The organism is Peribacillus sp. NPDC096447, assembly GCF_044762725.1.
Lineage (GTDB): Bacteria > Bacillota > Bacilli > Bacillales > DSM-1321 > Peribacillus.
Map to the genome: position 1 here is coordinate 274,462 of NZ_JBIWEV010000004.1, position 25,816 is coordinate 300,277.

Below are 25,816 nucleotides of genomic sequence, written 5' to 3' on the forward strand. Positions count from 1 at the left end.
TTACATTAAGTTAAGATATCTCAAATTAAAGATATATAAATTCAAGATGAATAATTAGGAGGAATAATCATGACAAATACAAAATGGACAGTCGACCCGACTCACAGTGCTATTGAATTTTCCGTAAAACATATGATGATCGCTAAAGTAAAAGGAAGTTTTAATAATTTCGAAGCAAACATTCTAGCAAACCCATTGGATCTAACAACTGCAGAGATCGATTTTACCGTTGATGTGGCCAGTATTGACACACGCAATGCAGACCGGGATAATCACTTGCGTTCCGCTGACTTCTTTGATGTAGAAAAAAATCCTACATTAACATTCAAATCTACAAAAATTGTGAAAACGGATGAAGATGAATACGATGTAACTGGAAATGTGACTCTTAATGGAATCACACAAGAAGAAACTTTCAACATCACCTTCGAAGGCCAAGGGAAAGATCCATGGGGAAATGAAAAAGCAGGCTTTAGCGGAAAAGGTAAAGTCAAACGCAGTGATTATGGTCTAACCTATAACGCGGCATTAGAAACAGGCGGCGTACTGATCGGCGATCAAATCACGCTTACCATCGAAATCGAAGTTGCTAAAGAAGCTTAATGAAATAAAACAGCAGCCATCCATAGGATGGCTGCTGTTTTATGTAGACAAATTCGAAAAAAGCAAGCTTGCATACAGTTTTTTAGAGTTAGTACAATTTGAACGTTGATTTCCACTCCAGGCACTCGCTTTCCGCGGGCGATCCGGGAGCCTCCTCGGCGCCTTTGCACCTGCGGGGTCTCCTTTGGACTCGTTTTTCCCGCAGGAGTCTCGTACCTTCCGTTCCAATCACCTATGTTTTAAAATTTAGATATAAATCCTACCAGGGTGTTGAAAATGTTGCTTTGGCCAAATGGTTCCTGAACATCATATAGTCCGGCGGTTATTGATTCCCCTTTCATTTTTGATTTTGCGAAAGATGCGTATGCCGAACGCGCCCCTGTCAATTTGTTAAAACATCCCTTCATTCCAAATGCATATAGCAGTCGCCCGATGAGCCAACAATTGAATATGGGCAAATGAACATGGGCTATCTTTGGTTCAGACTATTGTTTTTATGATAAAGTCTGCAATTCTCTAGATTCAGTAAAAACTAGCAAGCTTAACAGGACCTAAAAGAGTTTTGAATTGTGGCAATGTGATCCCTTTTGTCTACAAACTGAAGAAGCAGCCATCCCTAGGATGGCTGCTTCTTTCTACATTTACCGGAGTTACGAATTCCTCGTTTTATAAAGTAAATAAATGAAGTATGGTGCCCCGATGCTCGCTGTGAAGACACCAGCCGGTATTTCCAAAGGTGAGAATAGGGTCCGTCCAATCAAATCCGCCACCATAACCAGGATGCCGCCAAGCAAAGCTGAAGTGGGCAGTAACACTCCAAAACTAGAACCGACAAGCCTTCTGGCCATGTGGGGTGCCATTAATCCAACAAAGCCTATTCCTCCAGCAAAAGCTGTGGAACCGCCAATCAAGGCCGTACTGATCATCAATAATGTAAACCGCTGTTTTTGGATATGTCCCCCTAGACCCGTTGCAAGGTCATCACCTAGCTCCTGTAAATTAATATTTCTGGCATACAGGAAGGCGATTAACAGGAATAGAATTGTCCATGGTGCCAGTACAGCGATATTATTCCAGGTGGAGTTAGACACTGACCCCGTGATCCAAAGGTTTGCCTGGCTCGCTTGATAGACTGGGCCAAGAATCATCATCATCGTAGTGAGTGCCTTCATTAAAGCCATTACCCCAATCCCGATCAACACAAGCCTTATCGGGGGGACTCCATTTTTCCAGGCTAAGGAATAAACAAGTAATGCCACGACTGTCGCCCCAATGAACGCAGCTAACGGCAGCCAATTGATGCTCACCGTTAATGAATGATTCTTATCGCTAAAAATGGCCAAGAATCCAACGACCGCCACTGTCGCTCCTCCCGTTATCCCCAGGATATCAGGCGAAGCAAGTGGATTCCGAATCATCCCTTGAAGGATTCCGCCAGCTACAGCAAGGCCCATCCCCACCAACAGGGCAACAATTATTCTAGGCAGGCGGAAAGATTGGATGATAAGCCGATCGCTCTCCGCTCCCCCTCCGAAAAGGACCTGAAGGACACTTAGCGGATTTATATTCATTTCACCCACTCCAGTACTGATCACAAACACTAGTGAAGTGACTACAAATAATATGAAAATCACGATCATAGCTTTTTTATCCATCAAGAATGATATTTTTTCATTAAACAAACGAAAGCTCTTATATGACTTCATCGACCGCTGAACCCCTTTCTAGCTATATAAATAAAGAATGGGGTCCCTATTATGGCTGTCATGACTCCGACCGGAACTTCTCGAGGCATCAGGATATACCTCGATATGACATCGGCTGCAATCAAAAGCACCGCCCCAAAAAGTCCAGAGAAGGGAATCAGCCAGCGATGATCGATGCCTACTATAGAACGGGTAAGATGCGGAACGACGATTCCTATAAAGCCAATCGGACCCGCAACCGCCACTGATCCGCCAGCGAGCAGGATGATTGCCAGCCCCAGAACCAGCTTAAGGAAAACTATATTCAATCCAAGACCTTTTGCAACATCCTCGCCCATGGACAACACATTCATTTTACCGGACATGATCAAGGCAAGGCCCCAGCCTGCGACAAGATAAGGCAGGACGGCAACTAAATTGTCCAGACTTCTACCGGAGACGGATCCGGCAAGCCAGAATAGGACTTGCTCTAAAAGAGCCTCATTAGAAACAAGAAGACCTTGTGTAAGTGAAGCTACCATGGCCGTCATGGCTGCACCAGCCAATGTCAGCTTCATAGGTGTCAAGCCGCCTCGTCCCATGCTTCCAATCATATATATGCTTATCGCGGCTATGGCCGCCCCTATGAATGACAGCCATGTGAATACTTGAAGATTGCTTATTCCAAAAACGGTGACCCCAGTGACAACCGCCAATCCTGCCCCGGCGTTGACCCCGAATATATCTGGAGATGCGAGGGGGTTTTTAGTTAGCGTTTGCATTAACACCCCCGAAATGGCCAAACTTGCACCGATTGCCGAAGCGATCAGGGCTCGGGGAAGTCTGACTGATTGAATGACAATGTGTTCATTCGTCCCATTGAAATCGGTAAAAGCATCGATGGCCATTTTCCATGTTGTATCTGTATAACCGTATACAATGCTTGAGCACAGTAAAAACAGCAGCAAAAGAATGGTAATGAACAGCCCCATCCATTTCTGCCATGAATTTTTTAATAACATATCCAGTTACCTTTCCAATCACGTTTGTATAGTAATATTTTACTGGTCTAAACAGGATTATGTCAACGAATTTGAGAATCATTTTCAATTATATATTGACAGAAAAGTATATTCATTTTATGATGAGGCTGTTAAGTGCGAATGATTATCATTTGCCGGAAAATTGGGAGGGATACATAAATGTTTAGGATGTTTAGATTTAAGTCATTATTAACGATTTTTACAATATTTGCAGTCTTCCTTCTAGCAGCTTGCGGGAATTCGGATGAGAAAGCCGATGGAAATAAAGCTGAAGACAAGAAAGAGGAAAAAAGCTACACAATTGAGCATGCCATGGGTACTGCCGAGTTGAAAGAAACACCTAAAAGAGTGGTCGTTCTAACAAATGAAGGCACTGAAGCATTGCTTGCTTTAGGAATTAAACCTGTTGGTGCCGTTCAATCATGGCTTGGTGACCCTTGGTACGACCATATTAAAGATGATATGGATGGGGTCGAAGTTGTTGGTGTTGAACATGAAGTTAACTTAGAGAAAATCGCATCACTGAAGCCTGACTTGATTATCGGAAGCAAAATACGCCAAGAAGCTGTTTATGATAAATTAAATGCAATCGCCCCTACCGTTTTTTCGGAAACGCTAAGAGGAGATTGGAAAGAAAACTTTAAACTATATGCAAAAGCCTTGAACCTTGAAGAAAAAGGTAACGACGTAATTGCAGAATTCGATAAACACACAGAAGATCTTAAAGCTAAATTGGGTGATAAGGTAAATCAAGAAGTTTCCATTGTTCGCTTCATGGCTGGAACTACTCGTATTTATTACACAGATTCATTCTCTGGAGTGATTTTCGATCAATTAGGATTTAAACGTGCAGAACAACAGAAGGAACTGTTCACTGCTGATAATAAATTAGGTAACCTTGCCATTGAGGTTGGGAAAGAAGTCATCCCTAAAATGGATGGAGATATTCTCTTCTACTTCACTTACGCTCCTGAAGGGGACAAACAAGCACTAAGCACAGCAAAAGAAATGACTAATGATCCACTTTGGAAAAACCTTGATGCAGTCAAAAATGGAAATGCCCATGAGGTTAGCGACGCAACATGGAATACAGCTGGCGGAGTAATTGCAGCTAATAAAATGCTTGAAGATATAGAAAAGATCATGCTTGAAAAGTAATAACACGTTTCTATTGAAAACGGCCTTTCTCGATATAAATTCGAGAAAGGCCGTTTTTTATATTGTCATTAACCCACTTGTCCGCTTTCCTTCAATTGATCGTCAACGAATAAGAGGCCCAATTCGTAATGCTCCCCGTCGAATAGCGCTCTTTGCACAAAACGAATCTGCTCATTATTATCGATGACCTCAAGCTTGCAATGTGCCCGGTTTATTTGGAGCGCCCTGTATAACTCTTCTTCTTCCCTGACGACGACACCATTTATTTTCGAAATGACCTCGCCTTTTAGCAACCCCATTTTATCTGCCGGAGATTGAGGGATAACGCCTAAGATCTGGACCCCCAGCTTACTTTTCGAAAAATAAAAAGGAAGCTTTTGATCCATTGCCTTTTGGGAATAATGCAGAAATTCACGACCGAGGATTGCTAAAACAGCCGTCATGATTGCCAATGGGGGGTACCAGTAACCAACTGCCGCCAAAAGCGTAATCACAATTCCCAATGCCCCTACCTTTTTGCCTTGCGCCCTAATGGCCAGTTCAGGGAGCGTCCCATGCACTTTTTGCTTAAAGCCGATTAAAATGGGCAGTACGATCGGCGACAGGGATATGTCCCCGATTGAAAAAACCGGATACCATTCGAAAGGCACTGGAAGTTGTCCTCCAGGAACCATTACGAACATGGGAATTAGCCAGATTCGCTGTGAAACATACACACCTATCGGCTGCCCCCTCTTGGATACCTCCAACTGAGGAGAGACCTTTTTACTTCCGTTGCCAACAATTAAAAACCCTTCAGCAATCAGTAATAACCCTATTAAAATGACAAGTGTCGGATATACGGACCGATCCAGCTGATTAAAGGCATCCTGAAATAACGTAAGCTTGATATCTCTATCATATAAAAAGAAAAGGATAAAGAAGGTGAGTCCCACTGTATAAACGGGGGAAACAAACCTCCTTTTCATGGATAGCATGGACAAAACCGTTACCACTGCCATGATGAACAGCGCCGCCATAGGAATGGCGAGTCCTGTAGCCAGCGTAAGGAAGGAAAGGATCAATCCCCATATCAATCCTTGAGGTAACATGGAACGCAGCTCCATGGAAAAACTGTAGATCTTCGTATTAAAATCATGGCGTTCCCGTTTAACGCGAAGATAGCCGATGAATAAACAATAGGCAATCGAAACATAAAGCAAAGGATGAAGGAAGAGTTTTCCTAATCCCATTAAGCATGCTATCAGCCAATCCGTTGTCAATTTCTTTCCACCATCCTCAAAAGTAATCAAAATTTTGTCAATTTCGTTCTGGTCAGTTACCTCCTATTCTATCAAAAATGTAGCCTCCATGCCTATTAAGATGCAGAATTAAGTAGCTTTATCTTAAGTTTCCCCTATACTGCCTCCATGTTCGCAGGCGGGGCTCGTACAAATGCAAAAGAGGCACCGCTCCAAGGGAACGGTGCCATCAAGTTATTTCACTAAATAATTCAAAGCCGTGCGTAGCTGAATATCATTATCTTCATCCTGGATCTTTTCCAGAATGGCGGATTCCAGATGTGCTGCGGTTTTAGAGTCCAGCTTACCAGTCACTTCCAGGCCAAATTGTTTTTGGAATGCTTTTACTGCGATTTCTGTACTCCAATCATAATATCCATCCTCACGGCCCGGTTCAAATCCAAGTCCTTTCAGAATGCTTTGGGCATACTGGATTTGTTCATCATTCATATCCCGCTGCAACACCTTCTCAATGGCCAGCTGATGGGCATCAAAATACTCCGGTTGTTTCACTTTGATTGTCGGTTCGATCCCTTTTTTATGGATCCAGTTCCCTGAAGGCGTCAGCCACTTATATAATGTAAGTTTAATCTTACTGCCATCACCCATTGGTACAGCTTGCTGTACTGTGCCTTTCCCGAAGGTCTTCTCGCCAACCAATGGATAGCCTCCCGCCTCTTGCATCGCGCCTGCCAGGATTTCCGAGGCTGAGGCGCTGCCTTTATCCGTCAAGACGGCAATGGGATAACTTTTCGCTTTCTTAAGGCTTGTAAAAAACGATTGTGTTTCACCCGTTCTTTCTGCAATTTGCAAATAAGGCTTGTCTTTTGTGATAAACTCGCCAAGAATCGTTTCCACACTAGAAAGAAGGCCACCTGGGTTGCCGCGTACATCTATGACCAAGCCCTTGATTCCCTTCTTTTCGAGCTCTTTCATCTGCTTTTTGAAATCAGACGCAGTATTTTCCGAGAAAGTGGTCAACTCGATATAACCGATTTGTTCTCCGGCAACTTCCTTAATTGATGAAAATACGGTATCCAACGGAATTTCGGCACGCACCATATTGAATTCAAGTGGATTGTCCACCCCTGCCCGCTTTATTTCCATTTTGACGGGAGATCCTTTTTTGCCGCGGATTTTCAGGCGTGTTTCATACAGATCCAAACCTTCTACACTTTCACCATTCACCTTAAGGATTTGATCTTTCGGCTTTAATCCAGCTTTTTCAGCAGGCGAGTCTTTGTAAGGAGAAACAATTATGACCTTACCATCTTCCATTCCGATTTCCGTCCCGATCCCTTCAAAAGAGGAGTCCAGGGTTTCATTGAATTGCTTGGCGGTCTCCTTGTCCATATATACGGAATAAGGATCTTTCAAAGCTGACAGCATGCCCTGGATGGCACCCTCCACCAGGTTGGAGCCGTCCACCTGTTCTACATACTGACTTACGATCAAACCGTAAGCTTGTTCCACTTTTGCCCATTCCTTATCCTTCGTTATTTCTTGACTTTCATCCTTTGCTTCATTCTTAGCCGGAAGGCTTGTCCAATATATGCCCCCCACTGCTCCAATGGCTAGTGACATGATGATTGCTAGAGGAAGTACCCATTTTTTGACCATATTTATCCCCATTTCTGACCTGATATGTATTTCACTATATGAGGGGAATGGAAAGAATATGCTTATAGAAAATGGTGACACCAAAAAAAAAAAAAACAGACAAGGAATTTATCCTGGTCTGTTTTTTAATTGATATATTGGGTATTAATTAGGTATATAGTCTAATGGATTAACAGCATTTGACTTGCTATAATTCCATGCGCCTTTATGTAGCTCAAAGTGTAAATGCTGACCGAACGAATGTCCAGTGTTCCCCATGATGCCAATTTGTTGACCTTTGGCGACAACAGCACCTTCACTTACTTGTCTAGAGTTTAAATGTGCATACACCGTAGTCCATTGCTGACCGCCGATCGAATGCGTGACGAAGATGACGTTACCGTATGAACTTGAGAAGTAAGAACGGCTTACGACTCCGTCGGCTGCAGCCACAATTGGAACCGTTCCGCTAGCAGCGATATCGATGCCGGCATGCTGTTTATTCCAACGTTCACCCATTGTTGAAGATACATATCCTGCACTTGGTCTAGTGAAAGTACCAGATGATACAGCTGGCGCTTGACTTACATTAGACGAAGGTTGTGAAGTTGATGGCGCTGATGAACTGTTGCTTTTTGCACTATATCCTGAAGAAGTGGATTGTTTTTTTGATTCGGATGCTTGTGATGCTGCTTGAGCCGCTTCTTGCTCTGCACGTTTTTTCGCTTCGGCTGCCGCTTTTTTACGAGCTGCTTCCAATTCGGCAAGACGTTGATGCTCTAAGCTGATGGCTGATTTGATGGCCTTTTCTTGAGCAGCAAGATTCGCTTTTTCTTCCTCTAGACCCATCTTCTCATGTTCATGCTTTTCAGTTTGTTGCTTTAATTTCTTAACTAAAGCATCCTTTTCTTGCTTCTGCTGTTTTTGTTGCTTTTGAATTTCCAATAGTTCAGCTTTTGCCACTTCTAAACTGGCAAGCTTCGTTTCAACGGCATTTTGCTTTTCTTCCAGATCCTTTTTATCCAGCTCATGCTGCTTTAAAATATCGCGGTCTGCTTCTGCGATTGTCGCTACAGCTCCGACACGGTCAACTAAATCCCCAAAACTGGATGATCCGAATAATACTTCAAGGTAGTTCACGTCCCCGCCAGTCTCCTGGAAAGAAAGTGCCCTTTCCTTCAATACTTCATTACGTTTGGCGATTCGCTCTTTTAATACTTTAATCTCTTCTTTCAATGCCTCGATTTCTTTTTTCGTTTGTGTAATTTCAGCATTTTTAGCATCGATTTTTTTTGCGGACTCTGCAATTTTCGCTTCAATGGCAGCGATTTGGTCTTCTGCAGTCATTTGCTTATCCTGCAGGTTATCGATTTTCTTTTCCGTGTCGGAAATATTCGATTCAACACCCGAACGTTTTTCCTGGATGGATTCTTTCTGTTTTTCTAAATCCGAAATCGACTCAGCATAAACCGAAGGTGCCGCTAGAATGCTTCCCAACCCGATCATGATGGAGGCATTCATGGCAATGATATTCTTTTTCACGTTTCATTTCCCCTTTCAACCCGTTACATCCGGAGCCTTGTAACGTCTCTCTTTATATGTCTGGCTTCTTTTGGCTTTCGAGCAAAGATACACTTTTATACTTTCAAGAACTTCCTGACGGACATCAAGCTGCCCCATATCCCGATAACGGCACCAATTACGATGAGGATGGCCGAAACTTGATAAATAAACGGATTAGCAGGCAGGAAATCGATGAATTTTAACGTAATCTGCGGTGCTGCATATTTATAAAGATTGTAGTAGAGTACTGCAATCAGACCTATCGGAATGATGGAACCGAGGACTCCCAACCACAGTCCCTCCAAGAAGAATGGCCAACGGATGAACGTATTCGTTGCTCCTACCAATCTCATGATCTCAATTTCTTTTCTTCTGGCTACAATGGTAATTTTAATCGTATTCGAAATCAGGAACATTGCAGTAAATAGTAATCCTACAATAAGAACGATCCCTATGTTTCTAGCAATATCAACAAAGCTGAATAGTTTCTCGACGTAGCCTTGTCCATATTTAACACTTTGGATATACTCCAAACCTTCGATTTCTTTTGCCACCTTGATGACATCTTGCGGAGATTTCGTTTTGATAACATAAACGTCCCTTAATGGGTTATCCTGTTCAAATGGTTTAAAAGCCTCGCCATTATCTCCTAAATCATCTATTAAATTCGTAAGCTCTTCATCTTTTGGAGAGAAAATCACTGATTCAATGCCGTTCATCTCCGTAATTTGCTTACCAATAGCTTTTACATCGTCATCATTCGCCGCATTATCAATATGTGCGCGAACTTCGACATCTTTCTCCACATTTCCCGCGATATGATTTAAATTCATCATGAGCACTAAAAAGACGCCAACCAATGTTAGAGTGACCGTTACTGCACTGACTGAAGCAAACGTCATCCATCCATTACGGCCAATATTTTTAAAACTTTCACGGAAGTGACGGAGCAATGTTCTAAATTTCATATCCGTAATCACCTCGATGTTCATCGCGTACTATTTTTCCACTTTCAATGGCAATGACACGTCGTTTAATATTGTTGACGATGTCCCTATTATGAGTGGCCATGACAAGTGTAGTTCCGCGTTTATTAATTTCTTCAAATATGTTCATGATTTCCCATGATGTTTCGGGGTCAAGATTACCTGTAGGCTCGTCGGCTATGACTACCTTAGGGTCATTGACGATCGAACGGGCTATTGCAACCCTTTGCTGTTCTCCACCAGATAACTCGGAAGGCAGCATTCTTGCTTTATGTTTAATGCCAACCAGATCAAGGACTTCCATTACTCTCTTTTTGATTTCTTCTGGATCCTTTTCAATAACTTCCATGGCAAAAGCAACATTTTCATATGCAGTGAATGTTTGAAGGAGTTTAAAATCTTGGAATACCATACCGATATTACGGCGGAATAGAGGAACTTTCGAATTACGGATACTTGGCAGGCTAAGACCATTGACCAAGATATTACCGCTTGTAGGCTTTTCTTCCCTATACATCATTTTGATGAAGGTCGATTTTCCGGCACCGCTCGGACCCACTACATAAACGAACTCGCCTGGCATTATTTTCACATTGATTCCATTAATGGCAATTACGCCATTTGGATATGTCTTTTTCACATCTATCATTTCTATCATTCTAAAACCACCTAATTTGCTTGGATTATCACTATGTATCTGCAGCTTTTTCGACAATTTTCACTGAAATCTGACAGGAATCTCTCTTACTTGAGCACAGAAACATTATAACATCATATTTTGTCAAATTAAGCATAAAAAATATTACAGTTTCATTTCAGTTAGACATATATCAACATCTATGTAATAATTCCAGGATTAAGATTGCTTGAAAAAGGGGTTAAATGTGAGTTGTTTCGAGGTTTTAAAGGAGGCTAAATGAAACGTCCTGCTAAGCAGAACGTTTCATTAATAATTATTTATGTTCAGAAAGCCATTCAGCGACCATGCTCGCTTCCTTGCCCTGGATTATACCTTTTGGCATTCCGCCTTGACCATTCGCAATGACTTTTTCGATGTCTGCTTTTGATAGCTTAGAACCGACCTTCGTTAAATTCGGTCCTACGCCGCCTTCAAGATTCACTGCATGACAACTTGAACATTTGTTTTCATAAATTTTTGCGGCATCACCGGCACCTGCCGTAGTCGTTTCATTATTTTCACTTGCAGGCTCTTTATCTGCAGCATCATCGTTCCCACCGCATGCAGCCAAGGCCAAAGAAGTTCCCAAAACTAAGGATAACCACTTCATTTTCATTGAATTTACCCCCTCTGATTTATACCAGTACAAGAACATTATACCAATTTCAATCCAGTTTAAAACCCTCCCCAAGTACCTCCGATGCGTCCATTACAATTACAAATGCTTTAGGGTCAACGAGTTTCACCAATTGTTTCAATTTGGTGAATTCCGACTGGTCTATTACGCACATCAAAATTGGTCGAGTATCATCCGTATAGCCGCCATACCCGGATATGCCTGTTACACCCCGGTCCAGCTCATGTATGATAGCATCCCTTACTTCCATTTCTTTATTCGTGATGATTAATGACATCTTCGAATGGTTCAATCCAATTTGGACGAGGTCGATCGTCTTGCTTGTCACATACAATCCAATCAATGCATAAAGCCCTTTTTCAATATCAAAAACGATGGCAGCACTTAAAACGATGATTCCATCAATGACAGCCACACAGGTCCCCAATGACAGATGGGTATACTTATGGAAAATCTGTGCCGCCAAATCAGTTCCGCCTGTGGAACCCTTCCCTCGAAAGACGATCCCCAGCCCAAGTCCGACCATCATCCCTCCGCAAATCGAACCAAGCAATGCATCATTCGTCCATGCATCCCAATCCTTTGTCAGAAATACCACTAAAGGCAGAAACAAGGTTCCAATCAAGCTTTTGGCTCCAAAATGTCTACCAAGGATAATAAGACCCGCAATGAACAAAGGGATATTAAAACCCCAAAGAACGTATGCTGGCTCCCAACCGAGAGTTGAATCGAGAATCGTGCTAATCCCGCTGACCCCGCCAGATGCGACCTGGTTAGGCAGTAAGAATACATTAAAACCAATGGCAATTATGGATGAACCGACAATCACCAATCCATACTCAGTTAACTTTTGAATTAAAGGGTGCTTCTGCTCCCGGTATCTTTTCTTCATTTTGCATAAGTCTCCTCGAACCATCATTATTATCTAGTATTGGCCGAACGAGGTAGAGCATCCCTTTTCAATCCTGTAAATGTCAGCCAGAAGATTCATTAAAAAGGAAAAAATAAAAAAAGCCGGACCGGGGAAACCGGTCCGACTGGCTGATCTTATAATTTTGAACGCAGGTAGGCATCAATGAACATATCGATATCGCCATCCATGACAGCTCCCAAGTTTCCGGTCTCCGCACTAGTACGGTGATCTTTAACCATGGAATACGGGTGGAAAACATAAGAACGAATTTGGCTTCCCCAGCCAATTTCCTTTTGCTCACCACGGATTTCATCCAATTCCGCTTGTTGCTGCTCAATTTCACGTTGATACAATTTGGCTTTCAGCATATTCATGGCCTGGGCCTTGTTTTTGATTTGAGATCTCTCGTTTTGGCAAGTAACCACGGTGTTCGTAGGTATATGGGTGATCCGTACTGCCGAGTCAGTTGTATTGATATGCTGACCACCTGCACCACTTGCCCGGTACGTGTCTATTTTCAAATCTTCCGTGCGTACTTCTATATTGATCGTCTCATCGAATTCCGGCATGACTTCACATGAAACGAATGAAGTATGGCGTCGTCCTGAGGAATCGAAAGGAGAAATACGGACAAGACGGTGTACCCCTTTTTCCGCTTTCAAATAACCATAGGCGTTATGGCCTTTGAAAATTAAAGTGACACTCTTGATCCCAGCTTCATCACCTGGAAGGTAATCAAGGGTTTCCACTTTAAAGCCTCTTTTTTCACCCCATCTTGTATACATGCGCAGCAGCATGGAACCCCAATCCTGGGACTCCGTTCCGCCTGCACCAGGATGCAGCTCAAGAATGGCATTTTTCGAGTCATATTCTTCACTTAGTAAAAGTTGAAGTTCAAAGTCATTCATCTTTTGTGCAAGAACCGTGATCTCTTCTTCCAGCTCCGCTAAAAGTTCTTGATCATTCTCCTCTTTCACTAATTCATATGTCAAATCCAGATTTTCATATGATTCATTCAGGTCGGACAATTGATTGACTTGTTCTTTTAAAGCATTCGTTTCATTGATGACAGTTTGTGCTTTTTGCTGATCATTCCAAAAATCGGGATGTGTCATCTCATTTTCTAGCTGTGCGATTCGTGCCTCTTTTTCATCTAAGTCAAAGAGACCCCCTAAAGTCCGTTAATCGTTGCGCTGTCCGTTCAAGTTCATTTCTAATTTCTGCTAATTCCATTTCTCTTCACCTCATTAAGTATGTTAAAAAAAATCCCTGAAGAGGGATTCCCTTCATTACAAGTAAACCTCTCCAAACTATATGCAAATGTATTGCTTTATGCAAACTAAACATGAAAAGAGGCGGCAAGCCTTACACTTAACCGTCCCATAATCATTATACACCTAACTTTAGCCTAAATTGCCATGGCAATTCTTATATTTTTTACCGCTGCCACATGGGCATAACGCGTTTCGGCCAACGTCTTCCTTTTTACGGGCAGGGGCTTTTTTCACTTTTCCCCCGTCTTCTTCCTTCGGATTGACCGCTTGTCCTTTTATGACTTCCTTGCGTTCCAAATTGTTGCGGATTTCGGCCTTCATGATGTATTTTGCGACTTCATCTTCCATTGAAGCAATCATCGCTTCAAACATTGCGAAACCTTCTGATTGATATTCACGAAGCGGATCAATCTGACCATAAGCACGAAGGTGGATCCCTTGGCGCAATTGCTCCATTGCATCAATATGGTCCATCCACTTACTATCGACTGCACGAAGAACGATTACTTTTTCGAATTCACGCATTTGTTCTTCAGATAGCTCTTCTTCTTTTTGGTCATAGCTTTCTTTCACTTTTGCTAAAATGAACTCAACCAATTCCGATTCATTTTTCCCTTCCAAATCAGCTACGGTGATTGAACCTTCATTGAATAGGTTACCATTCAGGTAATCGACAAGGCCTTGTAAATTCCAGCCTTCCTCATCGCCCATTGGTGCAAACGCGACAACATTTCGCTGGATGGATGCCGTGATCATCGTTTCGACGATTTCACGTAAGTTTTCACTTTCCATGACATCGAAACGCTGTTTATAGATAATTTCCCGTTGTTGACGGAGAACATCATCATACTGCAGTAATTGCTTACGTGAATCGAAGTTATTGCCTTCGACCCGTTTCTGTGCAGATTCAACGGCCCTTGTCACCATTTTGCTTTGAATTGGCTGGGAATCATCCATACCAAGGCGTGCCATCATGTTTTTCATGTTATCCGAACCGAAGCGGCGCATCAATTCATCTTCCATTGATAAATAGAATTGAGTGACCCCTGGATCTCCCTGACGGCCGGAACGACCACGCAGCTGGTTATCTATACGCCTGCTTTCATGACGTTCCGTACCGATTACAGCAAGGCCCCCAAGCTCCTTGACACCTTCACCAAGCTTGATATCCGTACCGCGCCCTGCCATGTTCGTAGCGATCGTAACTGAGCCTTGATTACCTGCATTCGCAATGATTTCCGCTTCACGCTCATGGTTCTTGGCATTCAAAACATCGTGAGGGATTCCTTTTTTGGATAAATAGGCAGATATGACTTCAGATGTTTCAATGGCAACCGTACCGACAAGCACAGGCTGACCCTTTGTATAGCGTTCGGCTATGTCTTCCACAACAGCCTTGAATTTCCCATCAGTTGTCGCGTATATAAGATCTGCCCTGTCATCCCTGATGATATTCCTGTTTGTCGGGATCGCAATGACATTCATATTATAAATATTGCGGAATTCCTCTTCTTCCGTTTTGGCTGTACCGGTCATACCTGAAAGTTTTTCATACATCCTGAAATAGTTCTGGAACGTGATCGTCGCAAGAGTCATGCTTTCATTTTGAATTTCAAGTCCTTCTTTCGCTTCGATCGCCTGGTGGAGACCTTCACTGTATCGGCGGCCTTTCATCAAACGGCCAGTGAATTGGTCAACGATGACTATCTCGCCTTCCTGGACCACATAATCCACATCCAAATGCATGGAAACATGAGCCTTTAACGCCTGATTGATATGATGATTCAAAGTAACGTGATTAATATCGAATAAATTATCGATATTAAACGCTTTTTCAGCTCGATTCATCCCATCTTCCGTCAGCTGAACACCTTTTGTCTTTTCATCATATGTGTAGTCCGTTTCTTTTTTTAAGGTTCTTACAAACGCATTGGCCTGGATATAAAGCTGAGCCGATTTTTGTGCGGAACCGGAAATGATCAATGGCGTTCTTGCCTCATCGATCAATATCGAATCGACTTCATCAATGACAGCGAAGTGCAGCGGGCGCTGTACCATTTGTTCTTTATATAACACCATATTGTCACGAAGATAATCAAAACCTAACTCATTATTCGTACTGTACGTAATGTCCGCATTGTACGCCGCCTGCTTTTCTTCTTTAGAATGACTGTTCAAGTTCAACCCGACGGTCAAACCAAGGAAGTCATACAATACACCCATCTCGGTGGCATCACGGTGTGCCAGGTATTCATTGACAGTAACGACATGTACACCTTTACCGGTAAGCGCGTTTAAATAAACCGGCATGGTGGATGTTAAGGTTTTACCTTCCCCTGTTTTCATCTCGGAGATATTTCCATCATGAAGTGATGCCCCACCCATGATTTGAACACGGTAAGGATATAAGCCCAGAGCACGCTTTGCCCCTTCACGCGCAACCGCAAAAGCCTCAACAAGCAAATCATCAACGGTTTCCCCATTTTGATAACGCTCTTTAAACTCACCCGTTTTGGCACGCAACTGTTCATCCGATAACGAAGCCGTCTCATCGGCCAGCGCTTCGACCTGATCAGCGATTTTTTCTAAACGTTTGATTTCTCGCTTATTCGGATCAAAAACTTTATTTAATATATTAAGCATTCAATAACGCTCCTCTATTATGGTAATGATCGTTCAATGACAAAATTCATATAAGTAAGAAGAAACACACTTCTATTATTACTAATGCACGCTTAATTTTACCACTTCTATCATAGAGGTACAACTTCATGTCACTTCCCTGGTATAGACCTGAATACAATTCTTGCGAAAAACAATGGATAAATGAGGAGTAAAACTGTTAAAATAGAAGGAAGTATAAAAAATATGTTGCAAAATTCCCCACTATTCCAAACGCAAACGAGAATTATCCATAACCTTCCATCACTAGATGCTGTGTGTCCTCTCTAGCGATAGCATGTCAAGGTAATCCAACCTTACAGTCGTCTTGTTTTGAATGATAAGATTGGCTGCCGACACTTATTTGCGGAAGATAAATAGAACATGTTTCGAGGTGGTATTGATGATTGGTGAACGTGTAAAAAAACTGCGAGAAGAAAAGAAAATGTCGATGACTGAACTTGCCGATAAAGCGGGTGTGGCAAAGTCTTATTTAAGTTCGCTCGAGCGGAACTTACAAACGAATCCTTCTATTCAATTTCTTGAAAAAATCTCCGCCGTACTTAACATTCCTGTTGATGCCCTGCTTTATGATGCACCAAATAAGGAAACCTTGGACACTGACTGGATGAAAATCGTTGAGGAGGCCATGAATTCGGGTGTTTCAAAACAACAATTCAGGGAATTCATCGAGTTTAATAAATGGAGAAAAGATAAAGAAGAGTAGAGTGGTAGTGCACTAGTTTACCTACATAATCCTGAAGAATACAGTTTGAATAAGCTAGACTTGTTAGAATCTCAAGGAAGAATAAACCCTATAAACAGCTAATGAATCGAATTACTGTTTATAGGGATGTTCTCGATCTTGTTCGGAAGCTATTTTCCATTGTTCTCCTCTAATGTTGCCTCAAGGCTTTCCCGTTTTAAAAAAGCACTGATTTCCTCTTTTTTGAAACCCAAGCTCCTTGCTTCTGAAATCAATTTCACCCATTCTTGATCTATTTCCACATTAGCCACCTCTTCTACCTCCTAAAATACTCTTTGTATTTCAGGCAGACCAGCCATCATAGTCTCGAGGACCTTAGACCTGTGCCTTTGCGCCCTCATCTTTCAATAAGTTTGCCTTTGTCGTGGTATTTATTACCAAATACACTACTTATAATCATATTATAACGGATACCCACTCCATATATTGCTATTTTATGTCGGTAATCTACTTAAATGCAAAAACTTTTATCCGACAAAATATTACAATATTAAAAAAATTTGAATTCCAGATGATTCTTTATTTAATTTCTTTTTTTATATAATAGTAAATATTACTCTTCTTAATATTTCGTTGCTGTGTATTGATTCTCTCCATTGTAAGTGCATCCATGGCTTTTTGCTCAGTTAAATCCTCACCGCAGGTCGGGCAAAGCCACTTTCCATATTCCGCACTGCTAAAAGAAGCCCTATGGCAAGTATGGCAATTCTTTCGATACAAGTAATCCAACCCCTCTGCACCTTGATCAAATTGTTTTTTATAAAAAACCAGTCGTTCTTTTTAAAGAACTTACAATTTGAGTATAGTGCAAAAGAAAGGGGTTATTAAATAGGTAAAACTGACTATTTATCTTAATAAAGAACAAATATTGTTCTTTATTAAGGATTTTTCGTTGATTTGGATTCTTTAGAGAACAAAAGAAGCAATCATTTTTTTCCTTTTCAAACGAATTCTATCAACAGGCATTAAAAAAGCACAACCCAAAGGCTGGGCTGTGCTTGTGATCTTAGAATAATAATTAACTAGGTTCAATCAATCCATAGCGTCCATCTTTTCGGCGGTACACTACGTTCGTTGTATTAGTATCCGCATTCGTGTAAACGAAGAAACTATGACCAAGCATATTCATTTGTAAAATCGCTTCTTCACTGTCCATCGGCTTTAAATCAAAGCGCTTATTGCGGACCACTTCAATATCATTATCGTCTTCGAATTCATCCACCACTTCGTCAACTTCCGTATTGAAGGCGAATGCATCTGGTGCAGCCGATAGATTGTTCCGGAACTTACGATTGACCTTCGTTTTATGTTTACGAATTTGGCGTTCAAGCTTATCATTGATCAAGTCAATGGCAGCATACATATCCGCATTTTCCTCTTCAGCACGAAGAACCAAATTCTGCATCGGAATCGTCACTTCGACCTTTGATGTATTATTGTTCACTTTTAAATTCACTAACACATTTGCATCTGGTGTATTGTTAAAATATCGTTCTAACTTGCCAATTTTCTTTTCGACGTATTCTCGAATTGCTGGAGTTACCTCAATGTTTTCACCGCGTACGTTGTAATTCATAAAGTGAGTCCTCCTTAAATTAAGACTATACAGTTAGATTCTACAATACCCCTCCGGTTCCTTTTAGAAACACATCATGAAATATGTCGAAATAATGAAACAATTGTCGGGAGGTTTGGAAAGGGTTGATGTCTGCCCTAGCTTCATTATATCAAATGCTATGCTATAAAGAAAAAATTAAGCCTATTTTATTTACAGAAAATTTAAAAATAATTAACATAAAAACCGTTTGGAATCCAAACGGTCGTGTAATCAATTTCTTTTATCGTAGAACATACCATCCACTGATAGACTTTCATACGGGTTCGTGTATTTATTGGATGATCGTTTCTTCTTATTTATTTCCTGGATATCCCGCTGTATCTCCTGCTTCTGGAGCTTCAACAAGTGATCGACCTTTTGATTGAGCAACAGTGCTGCACGTCCCAGCTGCTGCTCTTCAGCAGTAAAAGGCGGTTTGATTTGAGGAAGAATTCCATCTCGCTGATCGATCAGCTTTGTGATCCTTTCTATTTTATCATCACGCTCTGTGATCGTGTGATCTTCCAGAACGGCAAGTAATTCAACAGTCAAATCATGAAAGGTCCTAATCACCATTAAACTTGACCGCTTTGGGTAAATTGTTTTTTCCGATTGATTTGAATTACTTCCTTCCAAGTATTCCGGAACTCAGTAACAAGGCCCTCCACTTCTTCCAAGGCAGAAACATCATTTTTCATATTCGCTTCTATCAGACGCCAGTTCATGAAATCATACAGACTCATCATATCTTTGGATACATCCTCATCCATATTCAGTGTCACCATCAATTCGCGGATAATATTTTGCGCCTTGATGATGTTCGTATTCTTCGCTTCGATATTTCCTGCTTCAATGGCCTTCTTCCCAAGCATGATGAACTTCAAACAGCCATTATAAAGCATTAATGTAAGCTCACCCGGGGATGCTGTATTGACTGAATTTTGCTGATACGATTGATATGGATTATTTATTGCCATATTTAACTTCCTTTCCGACATACCTTAACTAAAATAAGAAGCTAACGATGCACTTTGGCTGTTTGCCTTTTGAATCGCTTTTTCCATCGCCGTGAACTGGTTGTAATAGCGCGATTCCAATTTCGTTAACTTTGCTTCAAATGTTGAGATCTTCTTATCCAGCCCATCAACCAATTTTCCGATTGTAAAATTGTTATTAACATATCCGGCCTTTCCGGCTTTTTCAGTAATCGCCTTCATGGATGATTCTATATCATCCCTTAACCGGCGCGCGAGGCCTTTATCGCTCTTTTCGGAACCATTGGCCATGAACATATCATAAATCGCATTGGGATCCTCACTAATGGCTGCCCGGAGCTTGTCCTCATCAATCGTTAATTTACCGCCCTCCAAATAATTTTTGGTGGTGGTGATCCCCAAACTGCTGAGATTGTTTTTTCCAGTGATCCCATCCACCGAGGTATATAGGGATGACCTCATTGTGGTCAGGAGGCTTTTTAAGGTCGAATCGCCTTTTAACGTTCCGCTCTTCGCTTTTTCTTCCCACAGCTTCACTTCATCTTCTGTCATTGCCTTCTTTTGCTCAGAGGTAAGCGGGGTAAATGAGCGATATTTCGCTTCACCCGTTTTATCTTGAACCTTTTTTATGACTTCATTGTATTTATTCACAAACTGTGTGATCGTGTCCAAGATGGCGTCCACATCAGCTGTTGAAGAGAAAGTGACTGTATCCGTCGTTTTTTGCTTCACCGTTATTTCCGCTCCATTAATCTGAAACGTATTCGAAGAACGGGAAATTTCCAGTCCATTATAAACAATCGATGCATTTTCCCCTTTTGTGCCGCCAGTTCCTTCATTGTTACTGCCCATTTTTAACATATTGAAAAAATCTCCGGTACCACCCAATTCAATTTCAGGCCGATCTTTAACATCACCGGTATTCTTAGCAGTGATCGAAAAATTCTGGGACGTTTCATCGAAAAATAGATTCACTCCCGAGTTTGCATTAATTTTATTTATGACACTCTCTAACGTATCGTCCGCATTAAGGGTAAGCGTATACGGTTTTTCCGCTGTTACTCCATCTTTTACCTCCGTATCAAAACCGCCATCTTTATTGATGGCCAGTATCGTAATATCCTGAGGTGTCGTGATTCCCAATTCCGATAGTTTCTTTTTGGGGTCAGTAACAGCTGATTTTTCCGTATTTGTCATGGTTGCTGCTTTGGCAAGTCCATTCACTTGTATATTCCCTGAAAAATCACTGGTCGAATTCACATTTCTCACTGATACAGCATCTGGATTCGATACCGACACCTTCTTTTTAATGAAGGAAGACTGCTTCCCAATTCCATCACGAATGAGCGTATCCAATTCTGATAAAGCTGTATTTATCGAGCGGTAATCATCCCGCTGCCACTCGGAATACTGCTTTTTCTGTGTTAATTTATCCAATGGCACCCTTTCTGCCTGCATCATGCTCTTAACTAATTCATCAATGTCCATCCCGCTTGCTAAACCACTGATTCGTACCAAAATTCATCACCCGCTTATATTTTTTCATCCACCATTATGCCGACAAACTCCGTCATTGCCGCATAGAAATCCAATAACTTCTTCGGTGGAATTTCCCTGATCGTCTCATCCGTCACGTCATCCACTACCTTGACATAATACTCATTCAGCTTCTCGTGATATTCAAAACGAACCGCCGTATGTGTCGGATTCAGGAAGGTGTTCAAACTATCCACCATTTCCTGCACCTTTTCTTTTGAAGGCACATCAGTAGATTCCACACTTTGCTCCGAATAGGCTAGCGTATTCATTTCTCGCTGATAAAATGAACTGATTCCTTCCGAGATTGCTGTTCTAAGTTGTGAGGAAATAATATTCGTGGACAAACTCTCCAGCATCTAAATAGCCCCCAATATGATTTCTTTACTTTTTATATCGGTAATTACAGTTTTATATTTAGTCAAGCTTTGAGTTTCAACTGCGGACTTTCATGAATGACTCCTTTGCTATAAAAGAGAATCCACAAAAAAACTCCAGAAAAATATCTGGAGTCAACAGTTTTTTGGGTTTTTTAAATTTGACCATTGATTGGAACGTAGGGCACTCGCTTGGACACGTATCTCCCGCAGGAGTCTCATACCCTCCGTTCTAATCAGATCTCCATGAAATCTAAGATGGAACCCCAATTGCCCATACGTTTTGAGGTTTATACTGTGACCGTTGACTTCCACTCCAGGCACTCGCTTTCCGCGGGCGGTCCGGGAGCCTCCTCGGCGTCTTTGCGCCTGCGGGGTCTCCCTTCGACGCGTATTCCCGCAGGAGTCTCGCACCTTCCGTTCTAATTAGATCTCCATGAAATATAGGATGGAATCCCTATTGCCCATACGTTTTGAGGTTTTATACTGTGACCGTTGACTTCCACTCCAGGCACTCGCTTTCCGCGGGCGGTCCGGGGAGCCTCCTCGGCGCTTTGCGCCTGCGGGGTCTCCCTTGTACTCGCATTCCCACAGGAGTCTCGTACCTTCCGTTCCAATCAACTTTGTTTTAACAGTTAGATTGCTCCTTTTACCTAAGTTAAAATTGAGGTGATAATCACTTCTACTTTTGGAAAAAAAGACTGACTATTTAATATAGGACTTCTCTTTTTATTCATCTATTAGGATTGTAGCCATAAGATTCCTTGGTGACATAACGAATGGCCCCCTACTTTTTAAGGGGCAGTAATCTCTTTTTTTCTACATGTAGTGTTCCTTACACCCCTCAATCAGTACAAAAAAAAGAGCCTAACACAAAGTGTCAGACCCTTTATTGTTAAGCTAACTCTTCAATTAACGAAGTAACTGAAGAACGCCCTGAGGTTGCTGATTTGCTTGAGCTAGCATTGCTTGAGATGCTTGCGCCAAGATAGAGTTTTTAGTTTGCTCCATCATGGTTTTAGCCATATCTGTATCACGAACACGCGATTCAGCAGCTGTCAGGTTTTCAGAAGAAGTACCCAAGTTGTTGATAGTGTGCTCTAAACGGTTTTGGTTAGCACCTAGTTTAGAACGTTCAGCCGATACTGTATCGATCGCTGATTGGATTTTTGTGATAGCGGCTGATGCGTTTTTAGCATTTGAAACATCCAGGCCTGATTCCACACCTTTAGAATCTGTACCATTGCTTACATTTGTAGTTGCAGTGAATCCATCGCCAGTACCAGTCAATCCAAGATTGCTTGCACGCATGTCACCAATTTCAAGTGTCAGGCTTTGGTTTTCGTTTGCACCGATTTGGAATTGAAGACCTGCTCCAGCATCAGTACCAGTAGAAGAAGAACTACTTATTTTTAAATCAGCTAAGGCAGTACCAGCAGATGCACCAACTATTTCAACGGAACCTTTAGCACCAGTAGTTAAAGACTCAAGTTTTAAGGCTCCACTGTCAAGAGATGCATATGTTCCACCAGTTGTTCCAAGTGCAGTATTTGCTGCAGTATTAATAGCAGTCACTATATCAGCAGCTGCATCACCATTTCCGATTGTAACATCGACATCTTTCCCATCGATTTTAAGACTTAATGTACCACCAGTTGTAACAGCACCTGCCGCCCCTGAACCAGTCAAGCTAGCAGTAGAAAGTTTTGTATCAGAATCCTTTGAACCATTCAATAGTTTCTGAGTATTGAATTCGGTAGTATTACCGATACGGTTGATTTCGGATGTTAATGAATCCATTTCCTTTTGGATTTCGCCACGGTCACTAGTTGTATTGGTATCCGTTGATGCTTGTGTAGCAAGTTCACGCATGCGTTGAAGGATGTCAGTCGTTTCGTTCAATGCACCTTCAGCAGTTTGGATCAATGAGATGGCATCTTGTGAGTTACGGGATGCTTGGTCCAATCCGCGGATTTGTCCACGCATTTTTTCAGAGATTGCAAGACCGGCTGCGTCATCGCCTGCACGGTTGATGCGCATGCCCGATGCTAGTTTCTCCATTGATTTGGATTGTGCATTCGTTGCACTTGATAATTGGCGGTGCGTGTTTAAAGCTGAGATATTGTGATTGATAATCATTTATGTTTCCTCCTTGAGTTTTAAGTTCCCACGTCCATGTGGTTGTTACGAAAAACAGTGAATAAGTCGCCGCCTATTTCACTGCCCATCGTTGTATACTTAATATCGACCTGCTTGGAAACATATTTAGCTGATTTTAAGATTTTTTCTTGAAATACTCATTTATATTTTCCAGAAAATTGGTTTCTGTTTTAGAGGCTTTTCTATTTTCCTGCTGGATCGACAGGTAGATTTCCTTCCTATGGATATCGACGTTTTTAGGGGCATTGATCCCCAGTTTGATCTGTTCCCCCTCGACGGACAGGATCGTAATTTCGATATCATCGCCAATCATGATCGCTTCATTTGGTTTTCTGGTCAAAACGAGCATCATTTCCCCCCTGTTCTGCTGAAGGTTCAAAAAGTTTGTGCTTTGTACGGTATTCACTTGCGTTCATGATGAATTGCTTCCCCGTTTTTTTAGAACTATTTATGATGATGGGGGCCTGGAGATTCGCCGTCGTTTCATTGAAAGGGTCCTGAATTGTTAAGATGACGAAAGTAAAGACTTCCAGTTCCGTTTCTATTTGTAAAGAAGATATCACTTCATCCGTAAGCTTCAATTCGTAATCAGGAAACACCTCAAAAGGGTCCGTCACAATGAAGGCAAGCTCTTTTGTTTCTGTCGATTGCAGGACAAAAAATGGCGTGTCATCCAAAGCTAGCAAGCAAAACTGTTTTTCTCCCAAAAATCCTGGTATCCCGCTTTCAAATACATAAATCTCTTTCTCTTCCAATTCAAGTTCGCCATGAAATTTTGTTTGTAGAATCATTTATGTTTTCACTTCCCTCTCATCCGGAAATAAATTGATGAAATCTATATCTAGCGTATTTTTTTGTAGAATTTCAACATCAACACTACCTGGTGTGTATGTATGGTTCACCCTATTGATTTGAGCATCAATGATCGGTTTTTGGGCGGTTGTTTCAATCTTCACTTCCGCTGGCTGGTAGTCAAGCTTCACGCTAAATGGAGATGGAATCCAGCCGAGATTGAATCTCTTCTCAGGTCCTTTGCTGTTTTGCCTTGCCTGTTCAGCGAGTGGATTACCGCCTTTTTCAATATGCCTTAGCTCAGTTCCCTGCTGGGCACGTCTTGCCATACCCGCCAGCCAATCCTGATATCCCTGCTGCGCAAATTCATCGACTCTTACCGAGAGGCTTTTCAAATCCATGTCTTCCCTTGCTTTTGACTGATCGATCGTCAGCTTGCCTGGGGTCGTTTGAATCTCGAGGATCGCTTGCGGCTGTTGAATGGATTGGACCGCTGCCTTCTGTTCGATTTGCTGTACAGGCTGTTCTATATTCAATCCAATCTTCATTGGGATAGTTTGCAATCTAATTTGCGGAATCTGCATCATCAACACTCCTTATAGAAAAAAGCTATCCATTTAAGAATAGCTTAGCGAAGAAAATCCAATAAACTCGGCTGCATGATCTTTGCTCCGATGCTTAAAGCAGCACTATGGACACTTTCCTGGGTCGTCAAATCCATGATCGCCTTTTCGATATCGACATCCTCATTTTTCGAAAGGATTTCAGTGGCAAAAACCTCCTGCTGCTTGAGACGGTCCGTCATCAGCTCAATCCGATTTTGCCTTGCGCCAACCTGTGCCTGCATGCCTAAGAACGTATTTATCGTTGCGTCAAGTCCTTCCAGTGTGCCGCTCACGTCCCCGCCGTTTTCGAGTGCCTCGATTGTCTTGTCGATGCTTCCGCCGGCAGCTAGTGCATCACCAAAAATCTTGGAACCGTCCGTATTGATTTTAAGGGAAATCCCCGAAAACACTTCAAGGTTTATGTCCCCCGTGCCATACACGGTATTTCCATTCCCATCTTTAATGGACGACGGTCTCACATTCGTATCCTGGCCGTTGAAAATATACTTCCCGCCAATCTGTGTGTCTCCAAGAGTTATGAGATGTTCTTTTAATTGTTTAATTTCTTCAGTAATTGTTTTAAGTTGTTCCCCTTCATACGTGCCATTGCTGCCTTGAACGGTTAATTCACGAATCCGCTGCAGGGCGGAAACACTTTCAGTAATGGCATCATCCGTGCTGTCGATCCAATTGGTCGCCTCGGCAATGTTACTTTGATACTGCCCTATTTGATTGAGGTTTGTCCTGTACCCCATTCCCATCATGGCCGCAACAGGGTTATCGGATGGCTTGGAGAACTTCTTTTGAGAAGAAACCTGCTCTTGCAGCTTGGACATCTTTTCGTAACTGCTGCTTAAATTGCTCAGCATATTATTGGTTAGCATCGATTGCGTTACCCGCATATTCG

The 25,816-nt window shown here is 42.0% G+C and carries 26 protein-coding genes and 1 riboswitch; of the genes, 3 read left to right on the forward strand and 23 right to left on the reverse strand.

What is annotated here, in order from left to right; translation table 11 throughout:
• Positions 1-69 precede the first annotated feature (69 nt).
• Positions 70-603: a YceI family protein gene (locus tag ACIQZD_RS15720; protein ID WP_402904363.1), complete on the forward strand. Its 534-nt coding sequence runs from the start codon at positions 70-72 to the stop codon at positions 601-603.
• Positions 604-1,253: 650 nt separating this feature from the next.
• Here ACIQZD_RS15720 and ACIQZD_RS15725 read toward each other — a convergent pair.
• Together ACIQZD_RS15725 and ACIQZD_RS15730 are read right to left on the reverse strand one after the other, a co-directional pair.
• Positions 1,254-2,309, reverse strand: coding sequence for a FecCD family ABC transporter permease (locus ACIQZD_RS15725; protein WP_402904366.1), 1,056 nt, complete (start codon positions 2,307-2,309; stop codon positions 1,254-1,256).
• Entirely contained in the window at positions 2,306-3,310 is a 1,005-nt protein-coding gene (locus ACIQZD_RS15730) for a FecCD family ABC transporter permease (RefSeq protein WP_402904369.1), read from the reverse strand. Before ACIQZD_RS15730 ends, ACIQZD_RS15725 begins: the two co-directional genes overlap by 4 nt.
• A 189-nt stretch (positions 3,311-3,499) precedes the next feature.
• Between ACIQZD_RS15730 and ACIQZD_RS15735 the strand changes: the two genes are divergently transcribed.
• Positions 3,500-4,489, forward strand: a complete 990-nt coding sequence (locus ACIQZD_RS15735) for an ABC transporter substrate-binding protein (protein ID WP_402904833.1) — start codon at positions 3,500-3,502, stop codon at positions 4,487-4,489.
• A gap of 68 nt (positions 4,490-4,557) precedes the next feature.
• Here the strand turns inward: ACIQZD_RS15735 and ACIQZD_RS15740 are convergent, their stop codons facing one another.
• From ACIQZD_RS15740 to secA, 9 genes are all read right to left on the reverse strand, one after another.
• Complete coding sequence (locus tag ACIQZD_RS15740; RefSeq protein ID WP_260358756.1) at positions 4,558-5,751, reverse strand: PDZ domain-containing protein; 1,194 nt, start codon at positions 5,749-5,751, stop codon at positions 4,558-4,560.
• Between the two features lie 213 nt (positions 5,752-5,964).
• Positions 5,965-7,389 carry a S41 family peptidase gene (locus ACIQZD_RS15745; protein WP_402904372.1) on the reverse strand — a complete coding sequence of 475 codons (1,425 nt, stop codon included), beginning with the start codon at positions 7,387-7,389 and terminating at the stop codon, positions 5,965-5,967.
• Between the two features lie 144 nt (positions 7,390-7,533).
• Positions 7,534-8,910: a murein hydrolase activator EnvC family protein gene (locus ACIQZD_RS15750; RefSeq protein ID WP_402904374.1), complete on the reverse strand. Its 1,377-nt coding sequence runs from the start codon at positions 8,908-8,910 to the stop codon at positions 7,534-7,536.
• 95 nt (positions 8,911-9,005) lie between these two features.
• Positions 9,006-9,899 carry a permease-like cell division protein FtsX gene (gene ftsX, locus ACIQZD_RS15755; protein ID WP_402904376.1) on the reverse strand — a complete coding sequence of 298 codons (894 nt, stop codon included), beginning with the start codon at positions 9,897-9,899 and terminating at the stop codon, positions 9,006-9,008.
• Positions 9,889-10,575, reverse strand: a complete 687-nt coding sequence (ftsE, locus tag ACIQZD_RS15760; protein ID WP_402904378.1) for a cell division ATP-binding protein FtsE — start codon at positions 10,573-10,575, stop codon at positions 9,889-9,891. Before ftsE ends, ftsX begins: the two co-directional genes overlap by 11 nt.
• A 295-nt stretch (positions 10,576-10,870) precedes the next feature.
• Complete coding sequence (cccB, locus tag ACIQZD_RS15765) at positions 10,871-11,212, reverse strand: cytochrome c551 (RefSeq protein ID WP_402904380.1); 342 nt, start codon at positions 11,210-11,212, stop codon at positions 10,871-10,873.
• A 49-nt stretch (positions 11,213-11,261) separates the two neighbouring features.
• Positions 11,262-12,125: a YitT family protein gene (locus ACIQZD_RS15770; RefSeq protein WP_402904382.1), complete on the reverse strand. Its 864-nt coding sequence runs from the start codon at positions 12,123-12,125 to the stop codon at positions 11,262-11,264.
• Positions 12,126-12,280: 155 nt separating this feature from the next.
• A protein-coding gene (gene prfB, locus ACIQZD_RS15775; RefSeq protein WP_241593077.1) for a peptide chain release factor 2 occupies positions 12,281-13,379 on the reverse strand; the annotation gives its coding sequence in 2 pieces (ribosomal slippage) (positions 12,281-13,315 and positions 13,317-13,379; 1,098 coding nt in all).
• Between the two features lie 170 nt (positions 13,380-13,549).
• Positions 13,550-16,063, reverse strand: coding sequence for a preprotein translocase subunit SecA (secA, locus tag ACIQZD_RS15780; protein WP_402904385.1), 2,514 nt, complete (start codon positions 16,061-16,063; stop codon positions 13,550-13,552).
• A 421-nt stretch (positions 16,064-16,484) separates the two neighbouring features.
• Between secA and ACIQZD_RS15785 the strand changes: the two genes are divergently transcribed.
• Positions 16,485-16,808, forward strand: coding sequence for a helix-turn-helix domain-containing protein (locus ACIQZD_RS15785; RefSeq protein ID WP_063233922.1), 324 nt, complete (start codon positions 16,485-16,487; stop codon positions 16,806-16,808).
• Between the two features lie 149 nt (positions 16,809-16,957).
• Here the strand turns inward: ACIQZD_RS15785 and ACIQZD_RS15790 are convergent, their stop codons facing one another.
• From ACIQZD_RS15790 to flgL, 12 genes are all read right to left on the reverse strand, one after another.
• Positions 16,958-17,098, reverse strand: coding sequence for an anti-repressor SinI family protein (locus tag ACIQZD_RS15790; RefSeq protein ID WP_402904387.1), 141 nt, complete (start codon positions 17,096-17,098; stop codon positions 16,958-16,960).
• 31 nt (positions 17,099-17,129) lie between these two features.
• Positions 17,130-17,215: riboswitch (cyclic di-GMP riboswitch) on the reverse strand.
• A gap of 151 nt (positions 17,216-17,366) precedes the next feature.
• Positions 17,367-17,567, reverse strand: a complete 201-nt coding sequence (locus ACIQZD_RS15795) for a hypothetical protein (protein ID WP_402904389.1) — start codon at positions 17,565-17,567, stop codon at positions 17,367-17,369.
• A gap of 298 nt (positions 17,568-17,865) precedes the next feature.
• The gene (gene hpf, locus ACIQZD_RS15800) at positions 17,866-18,423 is read right to left on the reverse strand and encodes a ribosome hibernation-promoting factor, HPF/YfiA family (RefSeq protein ID WP_352923949.1); all 558 of its coding nucleotides are present in this window, start codon (positions 18,421-18,423) and stop codon (positions 17,866-17,868) included.
• A gap of 252 nt (positions 18,424-18,675) precedes the next feature.
• On the reverse strand, positions 18,676-19,020 hold the full coding sequence (gene fliT / locus ACIQZD_RS15805) for a flagellar protein FliT (RefSeq protein WP_402904392.1): 345 nt from the start codon (positions 19,018-19,020) through the stop codon (positions 18,676-18,678).
• Positions 19,020-19,421: a flagellar export chaperone FliS gene (gene fliS / locus ACIQZD_RS15810; protein ID WP_402904394.1), complete on the reverse strand. Its 402-nt coding sequence runs from the start codon at positions 19,419-19,421 to the stop codon at positions 19,020-19,022. Before fliS ends, fliT begins: the two co-directional genes overlap by 1 nt.
• A 24-nt stretch (positions 19,422-19,445) precedes the next feature.
• A complete protein-coding gene (locus ACIQZD_RS15815) occupies positions 19,446-20,957 on the reverse strand; it encodes a flagellar hook-associated protein 2 (RefSeq protein WP_402904396.1) in 1,512 nt (503 codons plus the stop codon).
• A gap of 14 nt (positions 20,958-20,971) precedes the next feature.
• Positions 20,972-21,334 carry a flagellar protein FlaG gene (gene flaG, locus ACIQZD_RS15820; protein WP_402904399.1) on the reverse strand — a complete coding sequence of 121 codons (363 nt, stop codon included), beginning with the start codon at positions 21,332-21,334 and terminating at the stop codon, positions 20,972-20,974.
• Between the two features lie 930 nt (positions 21,335-22,264).
• Entirely contained in the window at positions 22,265-23,491 is a 1,227-nt protein-coding gene (locus tag ACIQZD_RS15825) for a flagellin N-terminal helical domain-containing protein (protein ID WP_402904401.1), read from the reverse strand.
• A 136-nt stretch (positions 23,492-23,627) separates the two neighbouring features.
• Positions 23,628-23,861 (reverse strand): carbon storage regulator CsrA, encoded by a 234-nt coding sequence (csrA, locus tag ACIQZD_RS15830; protein WP_214750272.1) that lies wholly within the window; start codon positions 23,859-23,861, stop codon positions 23,628-23,630.
• Positions 23,833-24,303, reverse strand: a complete 471-nt coding sequence (gene fliW / locus ACIQZD_RS15835; protein ID WP_402904404.1) for a flagellar assembly protein FliW — start codon at positions 24,301-24,303, stop codon at positions 23,833-23,835. The genes csrA and fliW overlap by 29 nt, the downstream gene beginning before the upstream one ends.
• Complete coding sequence (locus tag ACIQZD_RS15840; RefSeq protein WP_402904406.1) at positions 24,304-24,891, reverse strand: DUF6470 family protein; 588 nt, start codon at positions 24,889-24,891, stop codon at positions 24,304-24,306.
• Positions 24,892-24,932: 41 nt separating this feature from the next.
• Positions 24,933-25,811, reverse strand: coding sequence for a flagellar hook-associated protein FlgL (gene flgL, locus ACIQZD_RS15845; RefSeq protein ID WP_402904408.1), 879 nt, complete (start codon positions 25,809-25,811; stop codon positions 24,933-24,935).
• Between the last annotated feature and the right edge of the window lie 5 nt (positions 25,812-25,816).

Coding starts and splice junctions, on each gene's coding strand:
- ACIQZD_RS15720 (WP_402904363.1), top strand. CDS start 70: ATGACAAATACAAAATGGACAGTCGACCCGACTCACAGTGCTATTGAA.
- ACIQZD_RS15725 (WP_402904366.1), bottom strand. CDS start 2,309: ATGAAGTCATATAAGAGCTTTCGTTTGTTTAATGAAAAAATATCATTC.
- ACIQZD_RS15730 (WP_402904369.1), bottom strand. CDS start 3,310: ATGTTATTAAAAAATTCATGGCAGAAATGGATGGGGCTGTTCATTACC.
- ACIQZD_RS15735 (WP_402904833.1), top strand. CDS start 3,500: ATGTTTAGATTTAAGTCATTATTAACGATTTTTACAATATTTGCAGTC.
- ACIQZD_RS15745 (WP_402904372.1), bottom strand. CDS start 7,389: ATGGTCAAAAAATGGGTACTTCCTCTAGCAATCATCATGTCACTAGCC.
- ftsX (WP_402904376.1), bottom strand. CDS start 9,899: ATGAAATTTAGAACATTGCTCCGTCACTTCCGTGAAAGTTTTAAAAAT.
- ftsE (WP_402904378.1), bottom strand. CDS start 10,575: ATGATAGAAATGATAGATGTGAAAAAGACATATCCAAATGGCGTAATT.
- cccB (WP_402904380.1), bottom strand. CDS start 11,212: ATGAAAATGAAGTGGTTATCCTTAGTTTTGGGAACTTCTTTGGCCTTG.
- ACIQZD_RS15770 (WP_402904382.1), bottom strand. CDS start 12,125: ATGAAGAAAAGATACCGGGAGCAGAAGCACCCTTTAATTCAAAAGTTA.
- secA (WP_402904385.1), bottom strand. CDS start 16,063: ATGCTTAATATATTAAATAAAGTTTTTGATCCGAATAAGCGAGAAATC.
- ACIQZD_RS15785 (WP_063233922.1), top strand. CDS start 16,485: ATGATTGGTGAACGTGTAAAAAAACTGCGAGAAGAAAAGAAAATGTCG.
- hpf (WP_352923949.1), bottom strand. CDS start 18,423: ATGAATTACAACGTACGCGGTGAAAACATTGAGGTAACTCCAGCAATT.
- fliT (WP_402904392.1), bottom strand. CDS start 19,020: ATGGTGATTAGGACCTTTCATGATTTGACTGTTGAATTACTTGCCGTT.
- fliS (WP_402904394.1), bottom strand. CDS start 19,421: ATGGCAATAAATAATCCATATCAATCGTATCAGCAAAATTCAGTCAAT.
- flaG (WP_402904399.1), bottom strand. CDS start 21,334: ATGCTGGAGAGTTTGTCCACGAATATTATTTCCTCACAACTTAGAACA.
- ACIQZD_RS15825 (WP_402904401.1), bottom strand. CDS start 23,491: ATGATTATCAATCACAATATCTCAGCTTTAAACACGCACCGCCAATTA.
- csrA (WP_214750272.1), bottom strand. CDS start 23,861: ATGCTCGTTTTGACCAGAAAACCAAATGAAGCGATCATGATTGGCGAT.
- fliW (WP_402904404.1), bottom strand. CDS start 24,303: ATGATTCTACAAACAAAATTTCATGGCGAACTTGAATTGGAAGAGAAA.
- ACIQZD_RS15840 (WP_402904406.1), bottom strand. CDS start 24,891: ATGATGCAGATTCCGCAAATTAGATTGCAAACTATCCCAATGAAGATT.
- flgL (WP_402904408.1), bottom strand. CDS start 25,811: ATGCGGGTAACGCAATCGATGCTAACCAATAATATGCTGAGCAATTTA.